This window comes from Pseudonocardia sp. NPDC049635 (genome assembly GCF_040659795.1).
GTDB lineage: Bacteria > Actinomycetota > Actinomycetes > Mycobacteriales > Pseudonocardiaceae > Pseudonocardia.
The window spans coordinates 41,113-56,370 of the sequence record NZ_JBFAON010000030.1 but is presented as its reverse complement, the minus strand read 5'-3'; the positions used below and the strand labels follow the sequence as shown (position 1 = coordinate 56,370).

Below are 15,258 nucleotides of genomic sequence, written 5' to 3'. Positions count from 1 at the left end.
TCGTCGACCGGTGAGGTGTCGGGGTCCCCGGTCCAGGACTCGGCGATCTCCCGACGCATCCGCTCGATCAGCTGCTCACGGGTCTCCAACACCACTCGACCGTCCTCCACCGACAGGATCAACGTCGCCCCGGGATCCATCTGCAGCTCGCGCCGGATCTGCGCCGGGATCAGGACCCGGCCGTCCTGATTGACGACCACTTCCGATGACTGACCTTCGGCTGCCTGCCCTGCGATAACCGTGAGAATACTGCACGAGTGCCACCAGTCTGTCAGATCGTGGTGTATCTGTCGGATGGTTGGCCGGTGTCTGGCTCGGCGAGGGCCGTCTCACTGGAGGCCGTCGAAACAGCAGCGGCGGGCCCGCGACGAGCCCGGGATCCCGCGGTCGCGGCCTCCCGGCCGGCGTCCTGCGGGCCCTACGGGTTCCGGTGGCCACCTCCGCCTCGCCCGTGCACCGCGACCTCCCGGACCGGGCCGCCACCCGGGGGCGGGCCAGTATGACCGCCGGCACCAGGCCGGCGCGGTAGCGGCACGCTTCTGAACTGGCGAGCCCCCTTGCCCAGCAGCTGCATGCCTGCCGGCGCCCCGGTCAGGGTCGGTGCAGCGCGTATCCGCCCCACAGCGCGCTGTCGTGGCTGGCGGGTTGCTCCGCCAGCGTTCTGACGATCACTTCCTCGACCTGATGATCTGGCGGGGCGCGCCCGGCCGGGGCTCGTCCGACAAGCCCTCCAGCCGGTGCGTGACGAACCGTTTGCGCCACTTGCCCACCGTGGGCAGCGAGATCTTCAACTCGCGCGATACCTCGCTGTTGGACAGACCCTGCGCGCACGCCAACACGATCCGCGCTCGTGTCGCCAATGCCTTCGCGGTCTTGCCGCGCCGCGCCCATCCCTTGCAACGCGTCCCGCTCAGGCTGTGTCAGCTCCAGCACTGCCAGGTGCGGCCCGCGGCCATCACCCATTCCACACTGTAACAAGCTAGAAACGAATCAACGACTCAGGACACTAGCTCAAGGATCGCCGCTCTGAACTGGTCACGACGGGAGTCGGAAGCACCATCGGTGAATCAGATTTTCGAATCAAAGGCTGCCGATGTCGCGAACAGCTGGTCAGGCGCTATGCGATGCGGTGTCACCCCTTGCTCAAATGCGAACCGGCAGAACATGTCCAGTGCCCGTCGATTGTCCTCGAGTCCGTACCCCCACCACGGCCGGTCTGAGGAACTTTCGAGCTCTCTGACCGTTTCGGCGATCCATGGTAGTGGAAACCGGCTGATCGCCACGTCTCGCAGTCTGTGACGACTCCGATCGAGGGCCGCTTCGAACGCGACCTGGAAGTTTCGGGGCAGCCACGGATGCCGCTCCACAGTATCCTTCCTGAGGACGACAGTGTGCATGATCGGTATGAAGTGATGTCGCTTCCAGAACGCGGCCTCCTCGCTCCGAGCATCTGGGAAGAGACATCGAATCTCGCCGCCGGTAGGCACGAACGAGGTGGGCGGGTGCGCCGTGATGACCGCGTCTATCTCGCCAGCCAGCAACAGATCCTCGAGAGTTCGGTCCTTCTCCGCGCGTACCGACATCCCCGGCGACAAGGCGAGCGGTACTCGCTCGAATCTGCCCGCGGAGTGCAACCCCCCTTGAATCCAGTCGATCTTTGCCAGATCCACATCATAGTCGTCAGAGAGGATTCCTCGCGCCCAGACGCCGGCCGTTTGCGCCCATTCCGGAACGCCGACGCGCAGCCCCTCGAGATCCTTGGGGCGGGTCGGGCCGTCAGCCCGGACGTACATGGCGGAGTGCCGGAACATTCGTGACGGGAAGACCGGAATGGCGATAACACTGGTGTCGCCTGCGCCGCGCATGGCCACGTATAGTGCCATCGAGAATTCGGAGACCTCCCACTCGCGGTGGGCGGAAAATCGCTGGAACGTCTCCTGGACCGGCAGGTTGAGGACGGTCAGGTCGACGCCCTCGACCGGGGTGGAGCCACGGGCCAGATCGCGGACGTGGTCGTAGTCTTCGATCGCCATCGTTAGTGGAACAGTCATGTCAGCCTCCCGACTCGGTGGTGATCCTGACTCGGTCCCGGTCGTAACCGCGACAAGACCGGTGGATTCTTCGCGTGGCACTGCAGCACAGCTGGTCATTCACGTTCAACTCGCCAGCAGCACGCCGGCCGATGCGATGACGGGTGCCGCCACAACCATGCTCATACCCCAGCCGAGCAAACCTCGGTAAACCTTGTCCCGCTCGTCGGGGCTCGCGCTCGCCACCACGACCGCGCCAGTGGAGGAGAACGGGCTGGCGTCCACCGCGATCGCACACATTGCCACGCCGGCGATCACGGCAGCTGGTATCAGGTCCGACTCGACCGTGAGCGGGAGCGCCAGGGCGGTCACCACCGCGATCGTCGCCGCACTGGAGGCCAATGCGGACGTGAACGCTCCCATCAGGCAGAGTACGAACACCGCGAAAATGGCGGGGCGGAGGCTCGCCACCGCCTGACCGACGACGTCGAGGGTGCCTGCCGACTCGAGCAGGGCAATGAACGTGACGATCCCGCATATCAGCACGATGACGGCCCAGCTGGACTTGGCGAGGGCCCCCTCGGACGCCTTTGGGAAGACCAGTTGCAGCAGGACGGCGAGGATCAGGGCGACGAAGCCGACGTTGAGGCCGAAACCCAGGACCGAGATCGCCAACACCACGAGCGCGCATAGGGTTGCAACCCGGGGCGCGTCCAGGTCGGGGGTGGCGGGCGCCATCGGCGAGGGCGAGTCGACCACCGCCGCCGATCGTTGTGCACCGTCCATTCCGGCGCCCGAATCCGTTCGAACAGGCGGGTGAATACCCGCCGTTCCGCTCGAACACTCCTCCGAAACGGCGCGCGGAGGAATGCGCTTCCAGCCCCGGAAGATGACGTATGCCGCTAGGGCTAGCGCTAGGTTGAACACGTAGTTCGTGACGAAGAGGGTGACAGGTGCGAGGACAATTCCGTTCCGCTGAACGATGCCGTTGACGATCGTGCCAAGCCCTCCGAGCGGCGTCAACGTCCCGGCGGTCGCACCCTGGGTCACCATGATCGACATCAGGATGCGATTGATCCCAAGCTGCCTGGCCATGCCGAGCGCCATCGGCCCAACGATCGCACAGACAGACGGGGCCACTGGCCCCGCACTGGCGATTGCGCTCACGATCACGAACACGACGACCGGGGCGGCGGCGGCGTTCCCCCTGAGCCGTCTAGTCATACCTTGAATCAGCCACTCGAGGGTCCCATTCTGCCCCACAATCGCGAACAGGAACGTCACGCCGAAGATCAGAATGAATAGGTCGGCAGGAAATCCGGCGAGAATGGCGTCCGACCCCTGCCCCAGAAAAATCGTTCCCATGGCGAACGCGGCCACGAACCCGAGAACGCCTAGATTGAGTGATGTGAACGTCCCGAGTGCAAAGACTGCAATCAGGACGATAAGCCCGACGGTGTGCATCACCTGCATCGAATCTCTCCCAGCCTCATTGCCGAGGAACCTCTAGTGACCGGATACTGTCGATCACGGTCGTCGCGTTCGCCCTTGTTCTGCCTAATTGATAGTTCGCATCCGCACCTCGATCCGACCGCAGAAGCGATTATCTACGGTTTGATCAGCGCGATGTGCGTACCGGTGGCGGGACGGGACCCTTGTTGCGACCGGTCGTCGGTGACGCTGTCGCCGCGTCGGCGGCGACCGTGACCTCCAGGTCGAGCCCGAGCCCGGAGAGGCGGAGCCGGATGGTGTCGCCGGCCTCCAGTGGACCGACGCCGGCGGGAGTTCCGGTCGTGATCACGTCGCCCGGGTGTAGGGTCGTGACCGAGGAAGCGTAGGCGATCAGCTGCGCGGGCCCCCAGATCAGGTCCCTGGTATTCGTGTGCTGGCGTAGCTCCCCGTTGACCCAGCAGCTGAGCTCGACGTCCGAGGGGTCACCGAACTCGTCGGCGGTCACCAAGATTGGGCCCATGGGAGTGAAGGTCTCGAAGGACTTGCGGGTCGAGCGATCTTCGCCGCCACGCATCGTGATGTCTAACAGGCCGGTGTAACCGAAAACATGGGAAAGCGCCTCGTCCTCGGTGACGCACCGAGCCGTTCGCCCGATCACCAAGGCCAGCTCGCCCTCCTGATCGAACCGGCGGTCGTAGTAAGGGAGCTGGACGCGCCCGCCGGGGCCAAGCAGGGACGACGGAGCCTTGAGGAAGAAGCCCAGCTCTCCGACCTGGGAGGCGACGCTCATCTCAGCCTGATGATCCCGATAGTTCACCGGCGCCGCGATGATTTTCGAGGGGGCGTCGACAGGAGCATCGAGCCGGACGTCGGTCAGGGAGCGGATCCCCGCGCCGTCTGCGTCCGCGAACGGTTCGCCACGGTCCCAGCAGGCGATCTGGTCGCGGATCGAGCCGACCAGGGGTTGGATCCCCTGCTCGGTCAACCGGCCGACTTCTCCGCCGTTGTAGCTGATCAGTCGCATCGGCGGGTCTCCTGGGTGAGGTGCGTGCGTTCGAGCACCGGCCGGTGCGAATAGAGCCAGTCGAGCTGCGGTAGGTCGGTGGGTCGGCATCGGCGCAGCAGCTCGTCTCGCAGGATTGCCGTCACGCCAGCGCCGTGGACGATCTCGCCCATCCGCCTGGCCCACGTCTGGACCCGACCCGTGCGGGGTAGCCGCTCCGCTTCATAGGCATCGAACGCCTTGGCAATATCGTCGGAATGCTCGGCGAGACACCTGCTCAGCACGAGCGCATCCTCGAGTGCCTGGCAGGCTCCCTGGGCCAGGTACTGGGCCATGGGATGCGCGGCGTCGCCGAGAAGGGTCACCCGCCCCCGGGTCCAGGTCGCCGACGGCGGGCGGTCCCGCAGTACCCAGCGGCGCTCGCGGGTCAGCAGCTGCATACCGTCCGCCACCTCCTTCGTGGTACCGGCGAAGGCCCTGTCGAGCTCCTCCGGCGGACCCCAGCTACTCGGGTCGCCGTCCTGCCGAGCCACGAACACAGCGACCTGGTTGAGCATCTTCCCGCCCCGGACCGGATAGTGGATGAGGTGGATGCCGGGGCCGACCCACCATGTCAGGTTGTCGCCATCGGCGAAGTTCGTAGCGTTGATCGGAGCGGTCCCGCGGTAGGCGACGTCGCCAACGAATGTGGGGTCACCATCGCCGAGAACGTGCTTGCGGGCCACCGACCAGATACCGTCGGCGCCGACCACGGCGCGGGCTCGGTAGGCGCTGCCGTCAGCGCACCGAACGGTCACGGCGTCTTCGCGCTGATCAAGCGCGGTGACAGCCTTCCCCGGCTCGAGCGTGATCGCGTGATCGGCACGGCAGGCGCTGAGGAGCGCGTCGAGCAGGTCCGAGCGGTGGGTCACGCAGTACGCGAAGCCATAAGCTGCGCGGAAGTCATCGCCGAAGTCGAGTTCGGCGAGCCGCTCGCCCGTGATCGCATCGCGCATCATCGCGCGGGCGGGGAAGACGGCGTCGCGCAGAACGGGCGTGAGAACGCCGAGCTCGTTGAGAACCCGCAGGGCGTTGGGTGCCAGTTGGACGCCGGCGCCGATCTCGCTGAATTCGGGGGCTTGCTCGAGAACGTGAACGGACAGACCGTGCCGGGCCAGTGCGAGGGCAGTGGATAGGCCACCGATCCCGCCGCCGATCACGAGCCGCTCAACGTCTGCCGTCATCGTGCCACCTGTCGTTCTCCCGCGTCGGGTCGTTGTTCACTGCTCAGCTGCCGGCGGTACTGGCCTGCGCGAGGCCGCCTTCTCGGACCCCCTGCGTTGGTTCGTTCGCCGTCCGTGCCAGACCGGCCGCTTCGATCACCGGCTCGTCGGAGAGCAGGAAGAGGTCGGAGTCCTCGAACGCCTCGTGCTCGACGGCGCTCCACGACGGGGTGACGAGAATGTCGCCCGCGCTCCAGCTGAACGCGTGGCCGTCGACGACAGTGCTACCGGAGCCGCGGAACACCAGCCAGATACCGCTCCCGACCCGGCGCGTCGCCGGTGTCTGGTGTCCGGCCAGCATGCGGTGCATCTCGGCCCGCAGGGTCGGCATTACGTCGCGGCCGGACGTCGGGTCCGAGTACCGGACTGTCGCAGCACCAAAGCCGCCGGCGTCGATGAGCTGCGACAACGCGGCGTCGACCGCGCTCCACCGATAGGCGAGCAGGGGCGAGAACCTGCCCGGGCCGGTCGGTTCGACCGGGACCGGATCGACGACCGGCACGAGACCGGCGACGCTGAACCGTTGCTCGGAGCTCGAGTGTGGGCGTGGGCTGTAGTCGCTCAACTCGTCGGGACCCGGTTCGAAGAAGACTGCGTCTAGGTTGCGGACGAGCGGGAGATCCAGCCCGTCGAACCAGACCATCGGCTCGGTGCCGGGGTTGTGGTGCTCGTGCCAGGTCTGGCCCGGGGTGAGGACGAGATCGCCCGGCTCCATGGCGATCGGGTCACCGTTCACCAACGTCCACACCCCGGTGCCCTCGAGGACGAGCCGGAGCGCGGCAGGGCTGTGCCGGTGCGCGGGTGCGAGCTCGCCGCCGCCGAGGAACTGGACCGCGCCCCAGAGTGTGTGTGTGGCGAAGGGGAGTCCCCCGAGGTCGGGGTGCGCCAGCGCGAGAACGCGCCGGTCACCGCCACGGTCGATACCGACTAGTTCCCCGGACCGACCCGCGAGATCGCGGAGGGTCTTCCACCGCCAAAGGAACGGGGTGAGTCGGTTCGGCGTCCTGGGCAGCAGGCCTTCCTGACGCCATAGCGGCTGGAGGTCCGCCTCGGCGAGGTCGGAGTAGAGGCCGTCCACTGCTGGATCCGAGTCGTGGAAGCGTCGAGTGACCATCGTTGCTCCTTGGCGAGACTCCGCCCGGCTTGCGCCTGGTCGGTTCCCACCCGTCGTGCGGGAATTAGGGAGTACACGGACGATTGGACGCTAGACCGGCCCTCGGTCCGTGTCAACAACGCGCTCCGCGGCGAATGCACCCGCTCCGCGCCCCAGGCGTCACAGGGCCCACGTCCCGTAACCTAGAGCTGGCCATCCACGGCGGGTGGTCTGGACGGGGCGAAGGAGGCGACGGCGATAAGCAGTCACGCGAAGGCGGAGGAGGCTTCGCTGCCGGTCTTGCTGGACGCCGTCGGCCACCTCATCCGGCGCGCTCAACAACTCCACGTCCTGCACTGGCAGGAGGCCGTGACCGGCAGCTTGACCTCCACCCAGTTCGGCGTGCTACTCGTCCTCGCTCAGTGGCCCGGTGTGCAGCAGCGCGCTGTTGCCGAGCTGATCTCGCTCGACAAGACGACGACGGCGGACGTGCTCCGTCGACTCACTGCGCGCGGGCTGGTCGTGCGCGAGAGTGACCCGTCGGATGGCCGCGGTCGACTTGCTCGGTTAACCGACGCCGGCCGGGCCGCGGTCCTGGCGGCGGCACCGTCGGTCGTGGACGTCCAGCGGCGGCTGATCGGGACCCTGCCGGCCGACGACGGCGAAGTGTTAACCGCGCTGCTCCGCCGCATCGCCTATGAGGGCCGGCCGCCGGATCCGGATGCGGACACGCCGGCGAACGCCACCGTCGCGGGCTGGCCGGCGAGACTTCCGCCGCTGCGACTGCACACAGCTCCCGGCCATCTCGTTCGGCGGGCGCAGCAGCGGCACACGACCCTGTGGGCCGATCTGGTGTCGACGCAGTTGACCTCGGCCCAGTACAGCGTGCTGCTCGTTCTCCACGACGAGTCCCCGGCGGACCAGCGCGAGGTTGGCAGGCGTGCCTCGCTAGACAAGTCGACTGGCAGCGAGGTGGTCGCCCGGCTCGTGGCCAAGGGGCTAGTCGTCCGGGGCCGCGACCGCGAGGACGGTCGCCGCAACGTTCTGACACTCTCGGACAGCGGGCGGCGGACGCTCATCGACCACGCGGCCAGCGTGTTCGAGGTGCAGCGGCGGTTGCTCGCTCGGCTCACGGAGCAGGACGCAGATAGGTTCGTCGCCCTGATGGCACGCATGGTCGACGTCGACCAAGACACTCGCCGGCAGGCGCGTTTCGGAGGATCACAGCCCTCAGCGACTCGTCGCCGGGATGAAGTGAACTGCAGGTGATCGGTGTACGAAGCCGTGGGCGTGGTCGGCGGGAGCCGTGACCCGGCGCGCTCGACTGCCACGTCGGGGTCAGATCCCGTGGCCCCGGGCCACGGTTCGCCCGTTGCGATGCGGCGGCCGGCACCGTGCGGGGCCGGTCACGACACGCCGGGTGATGAGCCGGCTGGGTGATTCCCGGTCGGGTTATCTTCGCGGCATCGGCGCAGGTGTGGACCCCCCCGCTGGCGGGGTCACGCGTTGCCGCCGGACCGGTCCGGCACGGCCCCGTCTCGACGCACGGGAGCGAAATCGGTGTACTCCACTGCCGCGCACAACAGCTCCAACGCCCACCCACCAGCCACCCCCGCCCCGGTGCCGCGAGCCGCGGGGCGGGCGGGTCTGCGGCGCTGTGACCGGTGTCGGCGCACCCCGTGTGAGCCGATGGAGCAGGTCCTGATGAGCGCCGAGTGGCTCATCGCCGGTCCGGACGGCCCGACCCTGGCCTGCTACTGCCGTTCCTGCCCGCCCGCCGGTTCGATCACTGATCTGACCTGTCTGCGTTGCGGTGACGGACCGCTGCTGGCCGGCGGCCTGGCCGCCGACACCCTCGACAATCTTCCCGCCCCGGCCCGCCGCTGGCTGACCGCGGCGGGGTGGCGACTCGACGGGCCGGTGTGCCCGGGCTGTCTGCCCTCGAGGGCCCGGTGACCGCCGCCGCGCGGTGGGACCGGACGGCGCGGTTGGTGTGTTGTGGGCGTAGCTGGGGTGGGGTCAACCGGGCGCACTGTTGTCGCCGCTTCGGTGGTTGCGGGCATGTCTTCGACGACGCCGCGCTGTGGGACGCCCACCGGGCCGGCGGGCGCTGTCGCGCCCCGCACGAGCTCGGGCTCCTCCAGACCACCACCGGGATCTGGATCCGGGCCCTGCAGCGCCCCCAGACCTGAACCACGCAGCGCCAACACCACCCGGCCCCCGGCCCCTGGCGGGCTGGGACGACCGACCCCGGTCGGTTACTCGACGATCAGGTCGGGCCATCCGGGTACCGGCCGGCCTGCCCGTGTGAGTTGGGCGGCCTGGTCGGCTCGGCGGGCCCTGGTGCTCATCGGAGTCCGCGCAGACGGCCGCAAGGAACTCGTCGCGCTGACCGACGGCTACCGCGAGTCGACCGAGTCCTGGGCCGATCTGCTGCGCGACTGCGCGCGACGCGGCATGCGAGCACCCGTGCTCGCGGTCGGGGACGGCGCGCTGGGGTTCTGGGGTGGGCTGCGCGAGGTCTTCCCGACCATGCGTGAGCAGCGCTGCTGGGTCCACAAGACCGCCAACGTGCTCGCCGCACTGCCTAAGTCCGCGCACCCGGGGGTGAAGAAGGCCCTGGCCGAGATCTGGAACGCCGAAGACCGCCGCCACGCCCTGGACGCGGTGACCGCGTTCGAGAGCACCTACGGGGCGAAGTTCGGCAAGGCCGTCGGGAAGGTCCGTGACGACCTCGACGAGTTGCTCGCGTTCTACGACTTCCCCGCCGAGCACTGGCAGCACCTACGCACCACGAACCCGATCGAGTCGACCTTCGCGACCGTCCGCCACCGCACCCGGGTCACTCGCGGGCCGGGGTCACGCGCGGCAGGGCTGGCGATGGCGTTCAAGCTCATCGAAGCCGCCCAGGATCGCTGGCGGGCCGTGAACGGCCCGCACCTGGTCGCGCTCGTCCGCGCCGGGGCCCGCTTCGAGGCCGGCCGACTCGTCGAACGACCCGACGACCACACCCAACCCGAAGCCGCCTAAAAGATCTTCATCCACAGGTCTTGACGATTGCTCACCGGCAGCGTCACGCGGTCGAGTGCGGCATCAACCTGCTCAAACAACACCGCGCGCTCGCCACCCGCTACGACAAACTGGCCCTGCGCTACGAGGCCACCATGCACATCGCCACGATCGACATCTGGCTACGCGCCCTCGCCGCCAAGACTTCCTAAACACGGCCTAGTCCTGACTGGAGCGCGACACCGCCATGGACCTGCGACTTTGACCGCGAGATCGTCGCGTTCGCCGCGCAGCTGTTCTGGCCCGGCACCGACCGGGTCCGCTCCCATGCCTGCCCGGGATCAAAGCGATCAAACGACAGATGTACGGCCGCGCCACCTTCGAGCACCTCCGCCGCAGCGTCCTCCTCGCCCTGTGAAGGTCACGCAGTCTGTGCCAGAGTCAGGTTTTCAGGATCCGGCGACAACTCCGGATCCGCCGTTGACGACTGTCAGGCGAATGACCTCATGCGGCCACCGATGGTCCGCATCTCCTGGGTGGCACCTTCCCGGTCGAGGCGAGACCCGGGCTCATTACCCTCGAGCTCGTGGTACGCGCGGTACAGGTTGCCGACCACACGTTCGCTCTCACCCCAGCCCGTCGCAGCCGGGTAGTCGAACTCTCGAGCTGCCTCACCCGGCTCGAGTCCTCTCGCGCGGCAGTCGATGGCGTGTTGGAGGAGACGCTCAGCGTACATGTCAAGCGCCTCGATAACCTCCGCCGCCGCGGCGTCGCGACACACCGGCCCGTGACCAGGTACAACCACCTCAGGCTCTAGCGTGCGGAGCTTGTCGAGGGCCGTTCGATACCCGGACAACGAGCCGTCGAGGACGAACGGGTGCCCACCGTTGAAGATCAGATCGCCAGCGAAGAGCACACGCTGCTCAGGAAGCCACACAGCGACATCGCCGGTCGTGTGCCCCGTCGGAAGGCTGATCAGCTCAACGTGAGTGTTTGCCAGCTCGAGCGTCATCTCACCTTCGAAGGTTGCAGACGGAGGTCGCACCTCGACGTGCCCATAGTCGGGCTCCGGCATCCGCTCCATGCTCGCCAACCCACTGTCGATCACGTTGTGCCGGCAACGCGTCCGCGCGATGACAGGGGACGTCGCCGGCACCATCCAGTTCCCGTAGGTGTGGTCCCCGTGGTGATGAGTGTTGATCAAGGCAGCCGGGTCACTCATGCCCACGACCGCGGTCATGGCCCCGAACATCGCACGGTTGCGAGCCTCCGTAGAGGTCGTATCAATCAGCACCCACTCCCCGCCACCGCGGTAGAGACCTGTGTTGTTGATCATCCAGCCGCCATCGGGCTGGACATACGCATACACGTCCCGAGCCACCTCGGTCAGCTCACCGAACTCCGTCCGCACGCCCACGGGCACCTCCCTGTACCTAGACTTGTAATTCGCAATCTATACATTACAGTGCTCCCGTGACCTCCTCTACGCCCGGCATCGGCGCCGGTGGGGATCGAGGGCGAGGCAAGGCAAGTCGCCTGACTCGCTCCTTCGCCGTCCTCCTCCTGGTCGCCCTCTCTGCCACACTCGCTCTGACCGGACACTCCTGGTTCCCCGTACTGGTTCTCGGGATGCCTGCGGGGTACTACGTCGTCCTCGCAGCCCTTCTGATGTTCCTGTTGATCACAGTCACATTCGCCCGCTCGGCGACGGGTCGGGCGCAGTGACCGGCGCGGATACACTTCGAGCCGGACCGACCGCGCTCATTGTTTTCGCCGCGTTCATCGCTGCGGGGCTGGCGCTCACTGTGCTTGCAGCGCGACGGACGCGGGGTAGCGCGGACTACTGGACCGCAGGTGGAAGCCTGAGTGGTCGGCAGAACGGGTTTGCGATCGCTGGCGACTACGTCTCCTCAGCAACCTTCATAGGCAACACCGGCCTGATCTTCCTGGTTGGGTTCGACGGCACCTTCATCGCGATCCCCGCCTTGTCCGCCTTCGTCCTGCTCCTCCTGCTGTTCGCCGAACCTCTACGTAATCTCGGGAAGTTCACCATCGGAGCGGTCCTGGAAGTCCGCTACAAGTTGAAGTCGGTTCGGACAGCGGCTGCGGTCGGCAGTCTAAGCATCTCCGTCTGCTACATGATCATCCAACTGGTCGCCGGCGGCGTCATCCTTCAGCTGCTGACCGGGATCCGCTTCGAACTCTCGGTGCTTCTCACCATCGTCCTGGTGCTGGTCTATGTCGTCCTGGGCGGCATGTACGCCGCCACCTTCGTGCAGATCGCCAAGGCGGTCATCGTGACCCTGATCGCGCTTGTCATTGCGGTGTGGGTCCTGGTCCGCGTCGGTGGACCGACGCAGCTCTTCGCTCAAGCGGGCGCCGAGGGTGGCCCGGCATTCTACCTGCCGGGCAATCTCTACTCCAACCCGTGGGCTCTCGCCTCGGTCAGCCTCGCATTCGCCCTCGGTGGCGCCGGACTGCCACACCTTCTGGTCCGCCTGTTCACCGTCAAGGACGCCGCGGCCGGCCGTCGATCGCTGGTCTGGGCCACCTCGCTAATCGGGTTCTTCTTCATCCTGGTGACGATTCTCGGGCTCGGTGCCCGAGCGCTCCTCCCGGAGTCCACCGATACATTGATCACGGAGACTGGCGGCAACGCGGTCCTTCCGCTTCTCACCATTTTCCTCGGGGGAGGCCCCGGCGCGTTGGCCGCGGACATCGCCTTGGCCGTGGTCGCTGCGGCGACATTCGCCACCATCGTGGCCGTCGTGGCAGGACTCACGGTCACCGCGGCCGGAGCGATGACCCATGATTTGTGGGCCGGTGTTCTACGTAAGGGCCAGGCGTCCGAGCGCGAAGAGTTGATCGTCGGGCGGGTGTCTGGCGTCGTCGTGGCGCTGGCCGCCATGGCGATCACGCTCATGGCAGGTCCTGGCATCAACGTGACAGTGCTAGCCTCACAGGTACTGGCCGTCGCCGCGAGCGCCAGCTTCCCCGTGCTCCTGCTCACCCTCTACTGGCGACGATTCACCGCCGCCGCCGCCGTGTACGGCACCGTCATCGGACTCGTGCTGACCATCGCGCTGATCCTCTTCCCCCCCTTCGGGCTGGCCAACCCGGCCATCATCTCCGTGCCAGCCGGCTTTCTCGTCTGCATCGTCGCCTCTCTGATCACGCCCCGACAGACCGATACCGAGGCAGCGAAGTTCGATGCGGCACTGTCGGTCGACCACACAGCGCGGCCCACCGCAGCGCACACCCCAAGAGACGAGGTCATCCACTAGTGCCCCTGAGTCAACCCGCCGATGAGCTCGGCGGCTCCCAAGCCTCCCGCGTCGCTCGACGGTTGCGCATCGCCATCCTGGAAGGCGAGCTCACCCCCGGCGAGAGGGTTTATCCACAGCGTCTGGCCGAGCGTCTCTCGGTCAGCGTTACCCCGGTCCGGGAGGCGCTGCGTGAGCTGGCCGCGGAAGGACTCATCGAGCACCGCCCGCAGTTCCCAATGCGGGTGCTGCCGGTGTCGTACCAGGAGGCGAAGGAGCTCTACGAGCTCCGGTTAGTACTCGAGCCCTGGGCTGTGGAGCGATCGATCCAGCGCGGAGACCGGCAGTGGGAGGACGAGCTGACTCGCGCCTACACCCAGCTTCAGGAGACCTCCCCGCACGACCGCAGCGCCTACATCCAGATCCACCGGGACTTCCACCGCGCTGTCCGCGCCGCATGTGACTCGCAGTGGCACATGCGCATCGTCCAGCAGCTCACCGACTATTCGGACCGCTACCGGGCCCTAGGTCGTATCCCACACGGTGACGAAGAGTCCGTCGCCGACGAGCACCAGCTCATCTACGAGGCCTGCCGCACCAGGAACACCGCAGTGGCCCTGGATCTCACCACCCGACACCTCCAGGCGACCTTGAACACCATCAGCGAGCTAGCGCTGCACGACACGAAACCGGAGAGTCAATGATGACACCACGCCGGACCCTTCTGCGCGGCGGACACATCCTCTCAATGGACCCCGAGGTAGGCGAACTCCCGGCGGGCGACATCCTGATCGAGGACGACACCATCGCCGCGGTCGGCGTCGATCTGGGCGTCGCCGACACCGCCGCCGAGATCGTCGACGTGGACGGGGCGATCGTCATCCCCGGTCTTGTCGACACCCACCGCCACACCTGGCAGACACCTCTACGGGGCGTCTGCGCCGACTTCACCCTTCTGGACTACTTCCGGGTCATCCGGGTCGCCTACTCACAGGTCTACCGACCCGAGGACGTCCGCACCGGCAACTATGTCGGCGCGCTGGAGGCGCTCGACGCCGGTGTCACCACAATCCTCGACTACTCACACTGCATGAACTCCCCGGATCACGCGGACGCATCCGTGGCCGGCCTTCAGGAAGCCAGAATCCGGGCCTTGCACTGTTACGGCTTCTACCATGTACCGCTCCAGAAGCCCGTCTTCGTCAAACATGAGCAGAGACTCGCCGACGCTTGCCGGATCCGTGAAAAGTATTTCACCTCGGACGACCAACTCCTGACGATGGGCCTGGCAGGCTCTGAGGTCCACCGAATCCCGTTCTCGGCCACCGAGACCGAGGTCCGGCTGGCGAACGAACTCGGCGTCCCGATAACCTTTCACAGCGCCTGCTACTGGGGGATGAAGCTGACCCACTGCGTGTCCGAGTTGCATTCCGTCGGGTTACTCGGCCAGGGACAAATTCACTCGCACGCCAACGCCTGCACAGATGCGGAGCTGGCTCTCCTCGCGCGGCACGGTTCATTCGTGTCCTGCACCCCGGAGACCGAGATGGGGATGAGCATGGGCTCCCCTATTATCGGACGCGCCCTAGACGCCGGGCTGCGCCCGACTCTGGGATGCGACATCGTTTCTCTCAACAGCGGTGACCTGTTCACCCAGATGCGGCTGGCGATCTCGTCCCAGCGGGCCCTCGCCCACGACGTGGAGACGACGAAGACGATGGGCGTTACCAACGCGGTGCGAGCCGAGGACGTGCTCCGGTTCGCTACCCAGGACGGAGCGACCAGTCTCGGGCTCGGGTCCCGAATCGGATCTCTGACGCCGGGTAAGCAAGCTGACGTCGTCGTCCTCCGGTCGTCCGGGCTGTCCCTGACCCCGGTCAACGCGCCCGTGGCGGGTGCAGTCGTGTTCCAGGCCGGTGCCCGAGACGTCGAACACGTGCTCGTTGCGGGCAGCTTCGTCAAACGCGACGGAAGCCTGCTCGCCGACATTGCTTCAGCCCGGCGAGACATTCAAGCGACCCGGGACCATCTCGCTGATCACGCAGCAGACGCGGTTCGAGAGGCCCTCGCCGACAGCGAGGAGTACCGCAGCAGACTCGAAGAACTCTCGGCTGCGAACGCCCAGAGCTGAACCCGCACGGAGACT

The 15,258-nt window shown here is 67.0% G+C and carries 15 protein-coding genes and 1 pseudogene; 8 read left to right on the top strand and 8 right to left on the bottom strand.

The window, feature by feature from the left end:
• The 7 genes from AB0J24_RS25355 to AB0J24_RS25325 all read right to left on the bottom strand — a co-directional run.
• Positions 1-200: AbrB/MazE/SpoVT family DNA-binding domain-containing protein (locus AB0J24_RS25355; RefSeq protein ID WP_358685712.1), on the bottom strand; the 200-nt coding region annotated here is incomplete at its 3' end.
• 468 nt (positions 201-668) lie between these two features.
• The gene (locus AB0J24_RS25350; protein ID WP_358685709.1) at positions 669-860 is read right to left on the bottom strand and encodes a helix-turn-helix domain-containing protein; all 192 of its coding nucleotides are present in this window, start codon (positions 858-860) and stop codon (positions 669-671) included.
• A gap of 207 nt (positions 861-1,067) precedes the next feature.
• Complete coding sequence (locus AB0J24_RS25345; protein WP_358685706.1) at positions 1,068-2,033, bottom strand: ABC transporter substrate-binding protein; 966 nt, start codon at positions 2,031-2,033, stop codon at positions 1,068-1,070.
• Between the two features lie 123 nt (positions 2,034-2,156).
• Positions 2,157-3,503 (bottom strand): SLC13 family permease, encoded by a 1,347-nt coding sequence (locus AB0J24_RS25340; protein WP_358685703.1) that lies wholly within the window; start codon positions 3,501-3,503, stop codon positions 2,157-2,159.
• A gap of 145 nt (positions 3,504-3,648) precedes the next feature.
• Positions 3,649-4,506, bottom strand: a complete 858-nt coding sequence (locus AB0J24_RS25335; RefSeq protein ID WP_358685700.1) for a fumarylacetoacetate hydrolase family protein — start codon at positions 4,504-4,506, stop codon at positions 3,649-3,651.
• Positions 4,497-5,708 (bottom strand): FAD-dependent oxidoreductase, encoded by a 1,212-nt coding sequence (locus AB0J24_RS25330; protein WP_358685697.1) that lies wholly within the window; start codon positions 5,706-5,708, stop codon positions 4,497-4,499. The genes AB0J24_RS25335 and AB0J24_RS25330 overlap by 10 nt, the downstream gene beginning before the upstream one ends.
• A 43-nt stretch (positions 5,709-5,751) precedes the next feature.
• Positions 5,752-6,861 (bottom strand): cupin domain-containing protein, encoded by a 1,110-nt coding sequence (locus AB0J24_RS25325; protein ID WP_358685694.1) that lies wholly within the window; start codon positions 6,859-6,861, stop codon positions 5,752-5,754.
• Between the two features lie 279 nt (positions 6,862-7,140).
• Between AB0J24_RS25325 and AB0J24_RS25320 the strand changes: the two genes are divergently transcribed.
• The 5 genes and pseudogenes from AB0J24_RS25320 to AB0J24_RS25300 all read left to right on the top strand — a co-directional run bounded on the left by AB0J24_RS25320 (position 7,141) and on the right by AB0J24_RS25300 (position 10,061).
• The gene (locus tag AB0J24_RS25320; protein ID WP_358685692.1) at positions 7,141-8,109 is read left to right on the top strand and encodes a MarR family winged helix-turn-helix transcriptional regulator; all 969 of its coding nucleotides are present in this window, start codon (positions 7,141-7,143) and stop codon (positions 8,107-8,109) included.
• Between the two features lie 435 nt (positions 8,110-8,544).
• Positions 8,545-8,796 carry a hypothetical protein gene (locus AB0J24_RS25315; RefSeq protein WP_358685689.1) on the top strand — a complete coding sequence of 84 codons (252 nt, stop codon included), beginning with the start codon at positions 8,545-8,547 and terminating at the stop codon, positions 8,794-8,796.
• Positions 8,793-9,032, top strand: a complete 240-nt coding sequence (locus tag AB0J24_RS25310; protein ID WP_358685687.1) for a hypothetical protein — start codon at positions 8,793-8,795, stop codon at positions 9,030-9,032. Before AB0J24_RS25315 ends, AB0J24_RS25310 begins: the two co-directional genes overlap by 4 nt.
• 148 nt (positions 9,033-9,180) lie before the next feature.
• Positions 9,181-9,870, top strand: a pseudogene (locus tag AB0J24_RS25305) (IS256 family transposase); the annotation flags it as partial.
• Between the two features lie 20 nt (positions 9,871-9,890).
• Positions 9,891-10,061: a transposase gene (locus AB0J24_RS25300; protein WP_358685684.1), complete on the top strand. Its 171-nt coding sequence runs from the start codon at positions 9,891-9,893 to the stop codon at positions 10,059-10,061.
• Between the two features lie 278 nt (positions 10,062-10,339).
• Here the strand turns inward: AB0J24_RS25300 and AB0J24_RS25295 are convergent, their stop codons facing one another.
• Complete coding sequence (locus AB0J24_RS25295) at positions 10,340-11,266, bottom strand: MBL fold metallo-hydrolase (RefSeq protein WP_358685681.1); 927 nt, start codon at positions 11,264-11,266, stop codon at positions 10,340-10,342.
• A gap of 304 nt (positions 11,267-11,570) precedes the next feature.
• On the opposite strand from AB0J24_RS25295, the gene AB0J24_RS25290 reads away from it, so the two are divergent.
• Genes AB0J24_RS25290 through AB0J24_RS25280 form a run of 3 tightly spaced genes read left to right on the top strand, consistent with a single transcriptional unit; the run spans position 11,571 to position 15,243 of the window.
• On the top strand, positions 11,571-13,133 hold the full coding sequence (locus tag AB0J24_RS25290; RefSeq protein ID WP_358685678.1) for a cation acetate symporter: 1,563 nt from the start codon (positions 11,571-11,573) through the stop codon (positions 13,131-13,133).
• Positions 13,133-13,816 (top strand): GntR family transcriptional regulator, encoded by a 684-nt coding sequence (locus AB0J24_RS25285; protein ID WP_358685675.1) that lies wholly within the window; start codon positions 13,133-13,135, stop codon positions 13,814-13,816. The genes AB0J24_RS25290 and AB0J24_RS25285 overlap by 1 nt, the downstream gene beginning before the upstream one ends.
• Entirely contained in the window at positions 13,813-15,243 is a 1,431-nt protein-coding gene (locus AB0J24_RS25280) for an amidohydrolase family protein (protein WP_358685672.1), read from the top strand. The genes AB0J24_RS25285 and AB0J24_RS25280 overlap by 4 nt, the downstream gene beginning before the upstream one ends.
• Positions 15,244-15,258: the final 15 nt, after the last annotated feature.

Bases quoted from the DNA above. Each gene is read 5' to 3' on its own strand.
- AB0J24_RS25280 (WP_358685672.1), top strand. From the start codon at position 13,813: ATGATGACACCACGCCGGACCCTTCTGCGCGGCGGACACATCCTCTCA.
- AB0J24_RS25345 (WP_358685706.1), bottom strand. From the start codon at position 2,033: ATGGCGATCGAAGACTACGACCACGTCCGCGATCTGGCCCGTGGCTCC.
- AB0J24_RS25340 (WP_358685703.1), bottom strand. From the start codon at position 3,503: ATGCAGGTGATGCACACCGTCGGGCTTATCGTCCTGATTGCAGTCTTT.
- AB0J24_RS25335 (WP_358685700.1), bottom strand. From the start codon at position 4,506: ATGCGACTGATCAGCTACAACGGCGGAGAAGTCGGCCGGTTGACCGAG.
- AB0J24_RS25330 (WP_358685697.1), bottom strand. From the start codon at position 5,708: ATGACGGCAGACGTTGAGCGGCTCGTGATCGGCGGCGGGATCGGTGGC.
- AB0J24_RS25325 (WP_358685694.1), bottom strand. From the start codon at position 6,861: ATGGTCACTCGACGCTTCCACGACTCGGATCCAGCAGTGGACGGCCTC.
- AB0J24_RS25315 (WP_358685689.1), top strand. From the start codon at position 8,545: ATGAGCGCCGAGTGGCTCATCGCCGGTCCGGACGGCCCGACCCTGGCC.